Source organism: Microcystis sp. 49638_E5 (genome assembly GCF_021300285.1).
In the GTDB taxonomy this organism is placed as follows: Bacteria; Cyanobacteriota; Cyanobacteriia; order Cyanobacteriales; family Microcystaceae; genus Microcystis; species Microcystis aeruginosa_C.
Genome location: NZ_JAJTDH010000095.1, coordinates 1 through 14,255 on the forward strand (window position 1 = coordinate 1; position 14,255 = coordinate 14,255).

Genomic DNA, 14,255 nt, shown 5'->3' on the forward strand with positions numbered 1-14,255 from the left:
ATCACAGGAAAGACAAGAGAGCCATTCTAATTTTTATCTCAAGAAAACCTCCAATTTTTCTCATGACTTCAGAAACTAATTCCAACGAGATTAATCTATCGGCAACGGCACAGGATCAATCTAAAGTAAATTTAATTGGCAAAATCGAGACTAAAAATCTAATACTTTCCGAGGAACTTTTAAACCGATTGGAAACTCCATCGGGGGGTATTTTCAAGGGAGGAAATGCTCGAAAAAGTCTCGTCCATTGGCAGGGAAGGGAGGAGGAAATCACCCAAATTAAGCAGTGGTTTACTGATCCAAATGTTGCGATGATTGGCATCAAAGGAGTTGGAGGAATTGGAAAATCTACCCTAGCCAGTAAAATTTTTGAGGAGGAAATTCCCCTCGATCCTTCCCTAGGGGACGATGAAGATTTATTCCCAAAACGCTTTTGGTGGGAAGCGGGAAATCTGGGCGGATTTAGTGGTTTAGCTCGCCAATTCCTGACGGAATTTGGTTATCCCGTCCCCAAAGAAGAAATAGATTTACAGGAAGCTTTAATCAGACAATTGCAACGCCATCGCCACCTAATTATTATCGATAATCTAGAGAGTTTATTAGGGAAAGATGGTTCTTGGAATAATGAATTTTATCAGCAGTTTTTCACTGCTTGGATAGAAAAAGGTGACACGAGCAAAATTATAGTCACCACCAGAGAAAAGCCAAAAACTAGGGGTTTTAACCGTTGGATTGAGCTAAAAGGTTTGAAACCTCCTGAAGGGGCGCAATTGTTAGCGGAATCGCAAATAACAGGGGATCTAGAGAACTTTTCTCGACGGGTGGGTGGTCATCCATTACTCCTGCGATTGGTGGCGGATTTACTCCTAGCAGAATTTCCGCAAAACCCCAGTTTAGAAAGGTTAGCGGATTTAGGATTAGGAAATTTATCGCAACTTTTGAGCGATCCGCAGGTGGTGGGGAGTCATCGTCAAGAGACAGTGGGAATTGCTTTAGTTTTAGATGCTAGTTTTCAGCGACTTAGCCAAAGACAGCAGGAATTATTCACTAAAACCAGCATTTATCGCCGAGAATTTGATTCTCTTCACTAAAACCAGCATTTATCGCCGAGAATTTGATTCTCCAGCAGCCAAAGCGGTGATGGATAATTACCCCGAGATCGCACTGTCCGAGATCACGGCAGATTTGCGAGAATTGCAGCGACGATCATTATTAGAAGAAAAAGAGGAAAATCGCCAGCGAATTTTTAGTTTTCAGCCTTTAGTTTGGGAATATGCACAATACAAAGCCGGCGATCAAAGGGAATTACACCAAAAAGCGATCGCCTATTATCTTTCTATTGCTCAACCCGACTCCTGGGAAATCTTCAACGATGTGCAACCTTACCTAGAAATTTTCTATCATTGCTATCAGTTAACCGAGTACGACAATGCTTTTGATATTCTCCGTGCTATCGATGATTTTCTCACCCGACGGGGTTATTATCAAACCCGGGCCGATTATTACCTTGAATTAGTCACTGTTTACCAACAACAGGAGGAGCAAACCAACTGGAATTATGCCGCATCCCTCACCAGTTTAGGCAATGCTTACGATTCCCTAGGAGAATACCAAAAAGCGATCGAGTTTCATCAACAGTCCTTAGCAATCGATCGGGAAATCGGTGATCGGGGGGGTGAAGCGAAATCCTACAATAATTTAGGCACTGTTTACAATTCCCTTGGAGAATACCAAAAAGCGATCGAGTTTCATCAACAGTCCTTAGCAATCGATCGGGAAATCGGTGATCGGGGGGGTGAAGCGAAATCCTACAATAATTTAGGCAATGTTTACTATTCCCTAGGAGAATACCAAAAAGCGAGCGAATTTCATCAACAGTCCTTAGCAATCCTTCGGGAAATCGGTGATCGGGGGGGTGAAGCGGCATCCTACAATAATTTAGGCACTGTTTACAATTCCCTAGGAGAATACCAAAAAGCGATCGAGTTTCATCAACAGTCTTTAGCAATCACACGGGAAATCGGTGATCGGGGGGTTGAAGCGTATTCCTACATAGGTTTAGGCATTGTTTACTATTCCCTAGGAGAATACCAAAAAGCGATCGAGTTTCATCAACAGTCTTTAGCAATCACACGGGAAATCGGTGATCGGGGGGGTGAAGCGGCATCCTACGGTAATTTAGGCAATGTTTACTATTCCCTAGGAGAATACCAAAAAGCGAGCGAGTTTTATCAACAGTCCTTAGCAATCACACGGGAAATCGGTGATCGGGGGGGTGAAGCGAATTCCTACATGGGTTTAGGCAATGTTTACTATTCCCTAGGAGAATACCAAAAAGCGGTCGAGTTTCATCAACAGTCCTTAGCAATCAAACGGGAAATCGGTGATCGGGGGGGTGAAGCGAAATCCTACATGGGTTTAGGCAATGTTTACTATTCTTTAGGAGAATACCAAAAAGCGATCGAGTTTCATCAACAGTCCTTAGCAATCAAACGGGAAATCGGTGATCGGGGGGGTGAAGCGGAATCCTACAATAATTTAGGTGCTGTTTACTATTCCCTAGGAGAATACCAAAAAGCGATCGAGTTTTATCAACAGTCTTTAGCAATCACACGCGAAATCGGTGATCGGGGGAGTGAAGCGAAAGCTTGGTTTAATCTGGGACTTACCTACTATAAACTCAAACGTATATCGGAAGCGAAAGAAGCATATCTTCAGTCGCGGGAATTATTTCAAGCATTGGGGTTAGCAGGATATGTTCAAAAGTGCGATGATGAAATTCGGCAATTAGAAACCCGAAAATATCCCTTAATCGTTGCTTTCTTTCTGGGGGTGGTTAAGTTTCCTTTAGTTTTAATTGGGGTGATAATAGTGGCATTGTGGCGATTGTTAAAAAGATGGTTGAGGAAAGCATAATTATCGAACCATAAATTCCTGTCACCCTAACCCTTTACGGAATATTTATTCCAGAATTTGATGAGTTGTTTTTGTATTTAACTACCTCCACAGTCACCAGTGACTTTATTGTTGATATATTAGAGGATTTCTGGGAGTCTAAAAAATCTCGTTTTGAGAAAATTAAAACTTTGATAATTAATCAAGATAATAGACCAGAAAATAATTCCAGACGAACTCAGTTTATGAAACGTATAGTTGAGTTTTGCCAAAAAATGCAAGTTATAGCCGTGCAAAGTCGTCATCGATGAGACAAAACCCGATAATTCGATCGTTAAGCTAAACCCCATTCACAGAGAAAACCGTAGTTTTGCTCTTTCGTCCACGATCCTTGCATAAACTCAGTTATAGATTAAGTAGGTAGGTATTGAAAACTTTCAGATCCCCCCGCCTATCGGCACCCCCCTTATCAAGGGTAGATCCCCCCGCCTATCGGCACCCCCCTTATCAAGGGTAGATCCCCCCGCCTATCGGCACCCCCCTTATCAAGGGGTTTAATTATAACCAGCTACTTACAATACTTTTTAAACAGGATTTAGTATCGTATCTTGATTCAGCAGGGACGAAAATCTTTTCAGGACTCGTAGCGTCGATAAAGCCGCTGCACCTTGTCATAAAAACGCTTGCGGACTTTTTCTGGGGAGATCAACAAGCAATCTTCCCCGTAGGGGAGAATCTCGCGGAAAAACCAGAAGCTACTCGTTACCTGTCGGGTAATCTGCCGGACAAGGGGATTGGTCGAGATCAATTCGTTGGCGATATCGATAGCGGTTTTAGTCTGGTACGATCGAGCTAATCCATCGAATAGCTGAAACTCGGCCGAGACACTATCAAGCTGATGGCGCCACTTGCCTCTAGGGATTGGGGTAATTAAGGAATCGTTGGGGATTCGATCGAGCCGTAAACTCCAATTATGGTTTAGTTCTGATATATCTTGATTTCCCTCGGTTTCCTCGCACCAACAATCGAGATATAAGCGATCCCCGTGACGATTGATAGCGGCATGGTAAAGATGGAATTCCCAGATTCGATCGCCGGCATCCTGATAGGATAACTGAAAGGGTTGTTGTCGGAGAATGCAGCGATCGAGTTCCAGTCGCCATGGTGGGGGAGAATTATCGAGGCGGCCTTCTAGCTCTTTCCGTAAGGGTCCCGACAGTTCGCTCCGTTCTAATAGTAGTTTAGTTAGTTCTAGGGCGATGGGGATTTGTCCGGCATCAATAAGAGAATCGATCGCCTGTTGGAGCATCTGCAAGCGATCGGGCTTCCAGTCGTGATTAGGAGCGATTTTAAGCTTATTATGGGCAATTTCTTTGATTAGCTTCGATATATTCGGTTTATCTCCCCAAAATAGCCCGAATTCACTGGCAAGGATTTCTAGGGCCTGTTTTTCTTTTTCACTGACCGATAAAGTGATTGATTGTCCTATCCGGCTCATAGTTTATAAATATACGGACACTTTTTCTGTTAAGGTACTTGTCCATCCCTATTATCGTGGTTAGTATGGAAGATAGCAAGGAATTACGGACAGAAATTCATGGTAAATTATCAAGTAACGCTCAAGCCGGTCTATTCCTGTCCCGCAGACGAGATACCGGACGGGATCAAGGTTCCGCAAGGATGGCGGTTATCGTGGCATCAGGTGGAGACGTGGAAAGCACTAAATGATCCCAATGTCGAGGTAATCATCAATTCGGCCATGACGGGGGACGGGAAAAGTCTGGCGGCCTACCTGCGAACTTTGCAAGGATATTTCCCGATTATGGGACTCTACCCAACCAATGAACTGGCGCGGGATCAGCGGGGTCAGATCGAGGCATATATTCAACGATTTCAACCAACGGATCAACCCCGGGTCAATCTTTTGACCGGGCCCGAGTTGGAATTGTACGCCGAACGGGATGGGAAAACGAAAGCGATCGCTCTAGAGACTCGATCGAAACAGTCGGAAATTCTCTTAACTAACCCCGATATTTTCCATTATCTGCATCGGGGGGCCTATTTAACCCCCTACGATAACCCCGATCAGCTATGGAACCGGATCGATAAACATTTCGATCTCTTCCTATTCGATGAATTTCACGTTTTCGGCACGCCACAGGTCGCCAGTATTATCAATACCATGCTTCTAATCCGACGGGCCAATCGTGGGAAACGATACCTGTTTTTGTCCGCAACTCCCGACGAGGGTTTACTAAAACGATTGGATAAAGCGGGGTTTCGCTATCGATCGATCGACCCGGTAAGAGAAGGAAAATACCAGTTTCCCGATACCCCAGAAGAGGCCAATTCCCTCGCTCAACAGGGATGGCGACAAGTAACCTCGGAAATCGAGCTATCTTTTATTCCTTTACCGTCGAGTTTTCAAACTTCGGAAAATTGGTTGAAAGAAAATAAAGAGCGAATTTTAGACTATTTTAAGCGATACCCCGGCAGCAAGGGCGCGATTATTCTCAATTCGATCGCTTCGGTTAAACGTCTGCTGCCGATTTTCCGAGAATTATTGGCGACTATCGGTTTAACGGTGGGGGAAAATACGGGTCTTTCGGGAACGCGGGAGAAGTCGGCATCGTTAAATCGTGATCTGGTGATCGGAACGAGTACCATCGATGTGGGGGTGGACTTCAAGATTAATTTCCTCATTTTTGAGTCGTCGGATGCGGGAAATTTTATTCAACGTTTCGGCCGTTTAGGCCGTCACAGCGGCTACGATCGAAAGGGAACGGCGGTAAAATTTGCTAACTTCACAGCGATCGCTCTGGTTCCGAAATTTTTCCTAGAACGGTTATTCGAGAAGAAAGACGCACCGTTACAAGTCGGGGAACGGTATGACCGAATTCAGCTACAGGAGGCCATCAAGAGTAACTACCGTCATATCAATAATTTCGAGGGTTATTACCAACGTTGGGGAGCGGTACAATCATTTCAACTCTGGTGGAATTTAGGGAGTCCGAAGATCAAATCCCAATACGGGGAAAGTCGCCAGAAGTTTCAACAGGAATGCGAGGAGGTTTTCGATACCAGTTTAAAACGGGTCGCCGGTCGGGTGAAAGGATGGGCCGACGAATGGAAGGAGTTATCGGGGAAAAACGGTAATCCGATTTTCGAGGATGCGTCTAGTTTTCGCGGGTCGAGTCCGTTACTATGCGGGTTATACGATTCGACGGAACCGGAGGAATGCGATCGCTTTAAAACCTACGATTTACCCAGTATTCTCGGTAATCTAGAGGTGGAGGTGTGGAGAAAAGGCGAGTTTAAGCGCCAGATCGAGGCCACGAAAACACCGATCGCACGCAGACGTTTCGATTATTGTCTCGCGTTTCTGAATTTAAAGGGATATCGAGAGGAACGGTTAAACTGGCGCTTTACCTACGACGGCGATTTAGGCGAGATCGCCTCCGCGTGGAAAGTGCAGGTTTTGACGGGAATCGGTGTTTGGCAACCGGATAATCCTTGGCTCGATCGAATTAGTCGGGAGTTACGGGATCAGGCTCTGGTTAGCTTCGTTCTTGCCTATCCCGTTGCCGCAGTTCGCCAACGCTTACAATTACCGATGCACTTTGGTATTTATCCGATTAGTGACGAGAGTAGTATTCATTCTCCCCTGTCACCCTATTCTATCGCGATCGGTCAATCGGCTTTGTTGTTGGATACTCTCGCTCATCGGTTCAAAGGTAAAGGGGGTGAGGTGTGGATCTGTTGATGCCGTTTGAGGCTACCAAGAGATGAGGGAGTCAAAGTGTACGGACACTTTTTCTGGGATTTAGTTGCTCTTTGCTTCCTCCGCGTTTGATAATAGACATAGACAGACGCTAGGGACATCGATCGATATATCCATCGGATTCTTGCCATTTTTTTTGATAGGGGCTAAATATGAATAGGCTAGTAGAAAAAATTACGGCTATTGTCGAAAAACTACCGAATTTAAAACTATTAATTCTCTTCGGTTCTAGAGCGCGTGGAGAGCATAAACCTGATAGCGATTGGGATTTCGCTGTTTTATACGAGGAAAGAATTGATCAAAAGGATATTTCGAGTCTGTTGAAAATTTATACACTACTCGAACAAGCTTTAGAGATTCCCGAGGACAAAATTGATGTGATTGATTTAAAAGAATGTTCGCCGATCCTCGCTCATTATGTCGCGCGAGATGGTCAACTTCTATACGAACGGGAAACGGGACTATTCGAGGGATTTAAAGAAAAATTTCTCATGAATCCTGAAGAATCGAAAGCGTTATACCGTCAATTACGGAATAATCTGGAGATTTCTCTACGAGAAAAAGGAGTGTAAATGCCATTCAACCTCTGATTGCGATAGACGAATTAAACCTCATGAATCAATACCTCGCCGAACTTAGCGAGTACGGTTCGATCACCTTAGAGGATTATCGTACATTAAGAGAACGTCAATTAGCCATAGAAAGGTTAATTCAGCTTATCGTTCAAACTGGCATCGATATCAATTACCAGATTTTAAAATGTTTAGATATCGAGTCTCCGAATAATGCTCGCGACGCATTATTTCAGATCGTAGAACTGGGAATCTTAGAAGAACACCTAGCCGTTCAACTGGCCGAGTCTATTAAATTAAGAAACTTACTCGTACACCTATACAAGAAAATTGATCCCGATATCGTTCATTCCTCGATCGCTAATATTTTACGAGATTATCCCCGCTACCAACGCTCGATCGTTCAATATCTAGATTCCTTGGAGGCAGAAAATGGTTAGAAATACGAAAGAATTAAAAATTATCAATACAGTCAATAGAATAAACACGACTGTGGAAAAAATACCGAATTTAAAACTATTAATTCTCTTCGGTTCTAGAGCGCGTGGAGAGCATAGACCTGATAGCGATTGGGATTTGGCAATTTCACACGATGAAACAAACAGACAAACACATATTAAGGAAATCAGTAATGATTACTTAACTTCTCTCTCTATCTTGAGTGAATTGTTTGAGATAAACCGTGATTTGATCGATCTAATTGAACTCGATCGCTGTTCTCCATTAATGAAGTATCAAGTCGCACGAGATGGAAAACTTATCTATGAAAAAAATACGGGAGACTTTTTAAAATTTCGTGTACGCGCTTGGAAAGAGTACGCCGATACCGCTAAATTCCGAAAGATTCAAAAAGACAGTATCGATCTTTGGCTCAAACAATGGGGAGTTTAAACGATGGAAAGGGAGATAGTCACCGTTAGAATTCGTTTGATGATCAAATATCTTAATCGATTACGGGGGGGCGAAATCATCAGGAATGGGAAATCGTTTAGTGCATCAATACGAGGCGATCGATAATGAACTTGTTTTTAAGGCGATTCCGATCGCTTTATCTCAATTTCCGCTTTATCTCAAACAAATTACCGACTATTTAGACTCTCTAGAGGTGAAAGATGCCTAAAAAACAAAAAAAATTAGAGGAAACGGGACAGTTAAATCTATTCGATAACACTACAGAAATTGAAGATAAAGATCTGGATTTTGAGTTCGAGGATATTGATTTAGAATCTCTTGTTTCCGAAGATTTAGGAATTAGCGAATCGGTAAGCGATCGCCGAGTCGAAACCGTTCGCCAACTGCTAACCCTAAAACTCCTACGGGAGGCGATTCGAGCCGAAAACCCCGACGATCGAGTTATGGCAGATTTTGCCGAAATGGTATTACCCAATTTACTCCGATTAGCGATCGGGGTAACGGCAAAAGGGGGAAATTTCTTCGAGGAAATCGATCGCCGTCGGGAATTAGAGGGAAAAAGCAAAGTTCGACGGGATAATGCAGGAGATCAATCTCTCAATACTCATTTACTTAATGGATTATTTCCCGCCAATCTCATCGAAAAACGACTAGAAAAACTCAATACTACCGTTCGACGGGTAGTAAAGGAATGCGAGCGCAGGTTGGCGATCGCGGGGTTTATTCTCCACGATTTCGAGAAATTCCGCTACTCGCTTTTTCCCGCGATGCCGGCGAAATATATCGAGATTAACGAGGACTTCGATCGAGATATCCGCAAACTATCACGAGAGGAACATCGAGAGATTTTTCAAGTATTGGTTCCCGAATTAGGATTAGATCGCTTTTTATTTTCCGATCAACCAAAAAAATGGACTGAATATCTTGATGATTTGATATACATCGCTAAAAATGCCCAGCGTCGGAATGATACCGATCGAAATACCTCGGAAGATGGGTTAAATACTCGCTTAAACAATAGCGCCCTCGAAAGTTTAACCGATCTTGCCTGTCTAGCCGATCGCTTGGCTTCCATTATTAAACACCCCCACGATGCGGAAAAAGCTCCGTTACAAGACCTTTTATACAGCCTCAGCGATGGGGAACTAAAATTCACTTACCACAGCATCGCCGAAAACCGCGGGGTACTAACGAACGTACTTAATAACGCGGTGATGGAAGCACATCAAGAACTAGACTATCAGCCTTTACTTTACCTGCCTACGGGAGTTGTCTATATCGCCCCCAAAAACGCGCCAGAAGTGTCCCTAGAAACCTTACCGAATCGAGTGGTGGACACTATTAAATCCCTCTGTAGCGGTGAATTACAGCGTAAACAAACGGGATTCGGCCGAGATGGCAAGGGGATGAAATACGCAGATTACTACAGCCAATTTTTCGACGATGCTGGGTTAATGCGCGCTGCCCTCAACGCCACCCTTCGCATCCTCGGTGATAATAAAGCGTCCGTGGCCGGAAGTCGCGGCGAAAACCTGATTAAATTTCAACAACAGGGCGTTTTACCGACGGATTACGATTTTCATTGTGAAGATGATATCCGCATCGATCGCCTAGCGGAATTCGGGGACGTGGTGACGCGGAAAATCTGGGGCGATCGCCTGGAAAAAATCGAACAGGCGCGAAAATTGCAGAAAAACTTACCCGCACCGCCGGATTTAGATTTAATTAGCGAGATCGCGCATTATTGGAATCTAGAAAATTATCTGCCACAAATTCGAGCGATCAAGCGTATTAATGAATCGTTAAAAGAACTCAAACTGAAAGGCAATACGGGAGGGGTTCCCTACGAATGGTATTATCTAGCGGCGCAATACCTGAAACAGCATCCCGGAATCGAGGATATTAGACCGGTTGCAGAAGATTTAATCGCTTTTCTCGCCGCAAAAATCGCCGCCATAGTTGCGGGATATAACTTACCCGATGGTTGGGAGGATTTGCGAGAGTGGGTTAATCAAGTGGTGCAGTTACCCGGTCGGGAATTGGCCCACTCGATCGAAACCTTCCAGAAAGAATTAAACCACTACAACGCCGCTAAAAAACAAGGTCGCGGCCGTCAACTTCTCTGTTCGATCTCCCATTCTCCCTATAGTGTCAGCGAACAGATGGAATCGGCGGTTCTTTTTACTCCCCAAGTCTATACTAATAAACAAATGCTGGCAGGCTCGAACGCCAAACGAAACATTTCCAGTATCGCGGGAACGGAAATGATGTTGCGTCAGATTCTTATGAATCAAACCCAAGCGGTAGGAAAACGTTTCGAGGACGGCAAATATCGCTATCTGTACTTTTACCCGACCTATTATTTTACTCCCGAAACCAATAGTTTTTTACAAAAAGCCTACGCTAACATCGCTCAAACTCGTTTTGATAGCTCGATAAAGTTGCACTTTGTTGATAAGAATCTGGTCGCTAACTTCGATCGAACCCGTTATCAGAGTGTTGATAGTTTCCTGATCGATGAAAAATTAAGGCAGAAAAAGGAAACAATTAACGAGGAGGAAGATGGCAAAAAAGACCGCACTTTTAAACTATCCTATCCCGAAGATAAACCCTTAACCTTTTATTTTATGGCCCTACCTCCCGGCCGCGATCCCACCGATACGGAATCCTGGGTTATGCCGGCATGGTTAGGATTAGCTTTCCCGATGATTTTAGATGTCAAAACGGTGGTTTCTGAGTCTCCTATTCCTCCCTATCGCGACGGTGCGGAATTTGAAGAGACGGTATTTCTGGACAGTGCGCCCCAAGCGATCCGGTCCTTAACCCGATGCGATCGATTCCGTCTCGATCGAGTCTTGAACCCATGGCAAGATAATGACGGAAAAAAATATTCCGCCCCTCTAAATACCCTAACCGCAGCCTATTCTATTCATTTAGACGTGAACTCGAAGCAGGGTAAGACGGGTTATGATCCCAATTGGGGCAAATTAACGGAACTCGCTATCAATTTAGAAACCAGTCCTCTCTATGTTTTTCATTACCTTAAACAGTGGAAACGGGGCAAAGATGCCGATATACCTAGCGCTAATCGAATCGCTCTGTATCTCTACGATTTTTATCCTTGTTTCGATCCCTATGTACAAGCCAACCGAACCAATTTAACTATCGATATGACAGCAGAATCGCCCTTAAATCACCCGAAAAAGTTAACCGAATTGTATCGTCAATTCTATCGAGCTAATAAACAATATAATCCGAAAGCGAACGCAGTTTTAAAACCGATCAATGTGGCCGCCGATACGATTCTCAAAGGAGGAATGTATCAGGGAGAAGCCCTAGTTTCTGTAGTAGCGGCGGAAGTGGCCAGCTTAATGAATCGGGTTCATGCTTCTACCGCAGAAGGTCGCTGGATTTTATCCGATCGAGAACAGGAAAGACAGAAAATATTGTCTTTTGCTCGTTATTTTGTGATCGATGTGTTCGAGGTTTCTTTTAAGGGCGATCGAGCGCGTCTAGCTGGCAGACAATTAAACCTCATTCGCGATACCTGCGAATTTCTTTACCGTCTCGAACAGGACAGAGAAAATCAAGAGTTAAAAGCCCAGGGTCAACCTGTGGATGAAGATTCTGAAAACAATAATTAATTCAAGGAGTACCTACCATGTCTTTACTGAAAACCCTCGATTCTAAATTCTTTCATAGCGATATTCCCTACAAACCGATGGGAAAATACGTTCACTTTTTGACGATTCGAGTTACAGAATCTTATCCTTTATTTCAAACAGATGGAGAGCTAAATAAAGCTCGTGTTCGTGCGGGAATTGATAGCAAAAAAACGATTAGTCGTTTATCGATGTTTAAACGGAAGCAATCAACTCCAGAACGCCTAGTAGGTCGAGAATTACTCAGAAACTACGGATTAATTACCGCCGAAGAATGTGAGTACAATGTAAAATTTGCCATGAATAACCCCGACTGTATTATTTATGGTTTTGCTATCAGTGATTCGGGTTCAGAAAAATCGAAAGTAGTAGTAGATACGGCTTTTTCGATCACACCCTTTGATGAATCCCATGAAAGTTTTACTTTAAACGCTCCCTACGAGAATGGTACTATGGCATCTAAGGGAGAAAATAACACAAAAGTAGGGGAAGTGACTAGCAGGATTAACCAGCAAGATCACATCCGTCCGCAGGTGTTTTTCCCTAGTATTGTCACTTTAAAAGATCCGACAGAAGCGGGTTTTCTCTATGTTTTTAATAACATCCTGCGTACCCGTCACTACGGCGCACAAACCACCCGGACGGGACGGGTAAGAAATGAGCTTATCGGTGTTATTTTTGCCGATGGGGAAATTGTTAGTAATTTGCGCTGGACACAGGCAATATATGATCGCCTTCCCGATGAGGTATTACAATCGATCGATCCCTTAGACGAGGATTTAGTTATGGAAAAAGCCACCGAAGCAATACAAGCATTAATGGCGGAAGAATTTATCGTTCATACCGATTTTATCGGGGAAAATTTTCAACCTTTATTAACTGAGGTGAAAACTCTCACGGGTACGGAAGCAGGAATTTTATCGCTCTTAAACCAAGCGGATAAAGAAGCGAAAGACTACGCTAAGAAACATATCGCCGAGAAAAAGCCAGCCGCTAAAAAACCGTAAATTTCAGTAGGGTGAGTAATTTCTCACCCTAGATCCTCGCAATTTTTAAAGAGTTATGGTACATATTTATTCCTGTCAATTAGAACTGCACGATAGTCTTTATTACGCAACCCGTGAAATCGGCAGACTCTACGAAAGCGAACCCGTAATTCATAATTACGCGCTCTGTTATGCTTTGGGATTGGTAAATAGCGATAGTTATCGTTACTTCTGTTCCGAACAGATTCCCCAGTACCAAGAACATTTAAATCCTCTTAACGAAGAGAAAATTTATGTCACTCCCGCACGGGCGATCGCTCATACGGCGGTTCTCAATACTTGGAAATATGCCAATAATAACTATCATGTGGAGATGGAAAAAACCCAGAAAAATATTCCCAGTTTTGGCAGAGCCAAAGAAATCGCTCCCGAAAGTGTTTTTGAATGTTTTATCATTTCCCATCACCCCCTACAACTTCCTAAATGGATTCGTTTAGGAAAATGGATGAGTAAAGCGGAAGTAAAACTGACAGAACTTTCCCTATCAAAACAAAAAGAGGATTTATTTATTTATCCCTATCCTTTAAATCCTCTCGATGTTATGTTTACCCATCAGGTGATTGGCTACGATGTGATTAATATGCCTCCCGTTAGTTTGATTCGTAATGTGAGAATGCGCGGGGAATATTACCAAATAAGCGATCGTCCCGATCTGAAAATTCCCGCTCGATTGTCCTATCACTTCGGTTGAAAATTGACCATGACTCTTATCTCCTCTAAACCCCTCACTTTACCAGAATTTTTCTCGCTAACCGATCCCGATGGCGATATTACCTATGAATTAGTCGATGGAGAAGCTATCCCAAAAATGTCCCCGAAATTCTTTCATTCTCGTTTAACTCTGGCTTTATCTTCTATACTCGATCGCTGGAATCAAGGACGGGGAGAAGTGGGAATCGAATGGGCAATTATTCTAAGCAAAAACGATCGAGATTGGTGTCCGGTTCCCGATCTTCTCTACATTTCCCTAGTTCTCCTCCCCGATTTAACCCTAACCCCCGGACAAATTTTTGCCAAGGCCCGATTAAGTTAATGCCCTACAGTCTCGTTATAAGCGATCGTCCTGATCTCAAAATTCCTGCTCGATTGTCCTATCGCTTCGGTTGAAAATTGACCATGACTCTTATATCTTCTAAATCCCTCACTTTACCAGAATTTCTCTCGCTAACCGCTCCCGATGGCGATATTACCTATGAATTAGTCAATGGAGAAGCGATCGCAAAAATGTCACCGAAATTCTTTCATTCTCGTTTAACTGGTGCTTTATTTCTCGTACTCGATCGCTGGAATCAAGGACGGGGAGAAGTGGGAATCGAATGGGCAATTATTCTAAGCAAAAACGATCGAGATTGGTGTCCGGTTCCCGATCTTCTCTACATTTCCCTAG

The 14,255-nt window shown here is 43.5% G+C and carries 12 protein-coding genes and 2 pseudogenes; 13 read left to right on the forward strand and 1 reads right to left on the reverse strand.

Translation table 11 applies throughout. From position 1 onward, the window contains the following. Positions 1 to 62 precede the first annotated feature (62 nt). From LW728_RS19475 to LW728_RS19485, 3 genes and pseudogenes are all read left to right on the forward strand, one after another. A complete protein-coding gene (locus LW728_RS19475) occupies positions 63 to 1,091 on the forward strand; it encodes an NB-ARC domain-containing protein (protein ID WP_287767762.1) in 1,029 nt (342 codons plus the stop codon). Then, on the forward strand, positions 1,003 to 2,916 hold the full coding sequence (locus LW728_RS19480; protein WP_287767764.1) for a tetratricopeptide repeat protein: 1,914 nt from the start codon (positions 1,003 to 1,005) through the stop codon (positions 2,914 to 2,916). The genes LW728_RS19475 and LW728_RS19480 overlap by 89 nt, the downstream gene beginning before the upstream one ends. A 23-nt stretch (positions 2,917 to 2,939) precedes the next feature. Continuing rightward, positions 2,940 to 3,179, forward strand: a pseudogene (locus LW728_RS19485) (ISAzo13-like element transposase-related protein); the annotation flags it as partial. 350 nt (positions 3,180 to 3,529) lie between these two features. Here the strand turns inward: LW728_RS19485 and LW728_RS19490 are convergent. Next, positions 3,530 to 4,393: a WYL domain-containing protein gene (locus tag LW728_RS19490; RefSeq protein ID WP_287767765.1), complete on the reverse strand. Its 864-nt coding sequence runs from the start codon at positions 4,391 to 4,393 to the stop codon at positions 3,530 to 3,532. Positions 4,394 to 4,492: 99 nt separating this feature from the next. On the opposite strand from LW728_RS19490, the gene cas3 reads away from it, so the two are divergent. From cas3 to LW728_RS19540, 10 genes and pseudogenes are all read left to right on the forward strand, one after another. After that, on the forward strand, positions 4,493 to 6,658 hold the full coding sequence (gene cas3 / locus LW728_RS19495; protein ID WP_287767767.1) for a type I-D CRISPR-associated helicase Cas3': 2,166 nt from the start codon (positions 4,493 to 4,495) through the stop codon (positions 6,656 to 6,658). Positions 6,659 to 6,828: 170 nt separating this feature from the next. Continuing rightward, positions 6,829 to 7,248 (forward strand): type VII toxin-antitoxin system MntA family adenylyltransferase antitoxin, encoded by a 420-nt coding sequence (gene mntA / locus LW728_RS19500; protein ID WP_287767768.1) that lies wholly within the window; start codon positions 6,829 to 6,831, stop codon positions 7,246 to 7,248. A gap of 41 nt (positions 7,249 to 7,289) precedes the next feature. Further along, positions 7,290 to 7,688, forward strand: coding sequence for a type VII toxin-antitoxin system HepT family RNase toxin (gene hepT, locus LW728_RS19505; RefSeq protein ID WP_002791882.1), 399 nt, complete (start codon positions 7,290 to 7,292; stop codon positions 7,686 to 7,688). Then, positions 7,681 to 8,139, forward strand: a complete 459-nt coding sequence (gene mntA / locus LW728_RS19510; RefSeq protein ID WP_287669725.1) for a type VII toxin-antitoxin system MntA family adenylyltransferase antitoxin — start codon at positions 7,681 to 7,683, stop codon at positions 8,137 to 8,139. Before hepT ends, mntA (LW728_RS19510) begins: the two co-directional genes overlap by 8 nt. Positions 8,140 to 8,224: 85 nt before the next feature. Continuing rightward, positions 8,225 to 8,368, forward strand: a complete 144-nt coding sequence (locus LW728_RS19515) for a HepT-like ribonuclease domain-containing protein (RefSeq protein WP_002742887.1) — start codon at positions 8,225 to 8,227, stop codon at positions 8,366 to 8,368. Then, a complete protein-coding gene (gene cas10d, locus LW728_RS19520) occupies positions 8,361 to 11,804 on the forward strand; it encodes a type I-D CRISPR-associated protein Cas10d/Csc3 (RefSeq protein WP_287767770.1) in 3,444 nt (1,147 codons plus the stop codon). Before LW728_RS19515 ends, cas10d begins: the two co-directional genes overlap by 8 nt. Positions 11,805 to 11,821: 17 nt before the next feature. Continuing rightward, positions 11,822 to 12,829 carry a type I-D CRISPR-associated protein Cas7/Csc2 gene (gene cas7d / locus LW728_RS19525; protein ID WP_287767772.1) on the forward strand — a complete coding sequence of 336 codons (1,008 nt, stop codon included), beginning with the start codon at positions 11,822 to 11,824 and terminating at the stop codon, positions 12,827 to 12,829. A 55-nt stretch (positions 12,830 to 12,884) separates the two neighbouring features. Further along, entirely contained in the window at positions 12,885 to 13,559 is a 675-nt protein-coding gene (gene cas5d, locus LW728_RS19530; protein ID WP_002755922.1) for a type I-D CRISPR-associated protein Cas5/Csc1, read from the forward strand. Positions 13,560 to 13,568: 9 nt separating this feature from the next. Next, positions 13,569 to 13,865, forward strand: a pseudogene (locus tag LW728_RS19535) (Uma2 family endonuclease); the annotation flags it as partial. 119 nt (positions 13,866 to 13,984) lie between these two features. Beyond that, positions 13,985 to 14,255, forward strand: a 271-nt coding sequence (locus tag LW728_RS19540; RefSeq protein ID WP_287767774.1) for a Uma2 family endonuclease, incomplete at its 3' end; no start/stop codon positions are given.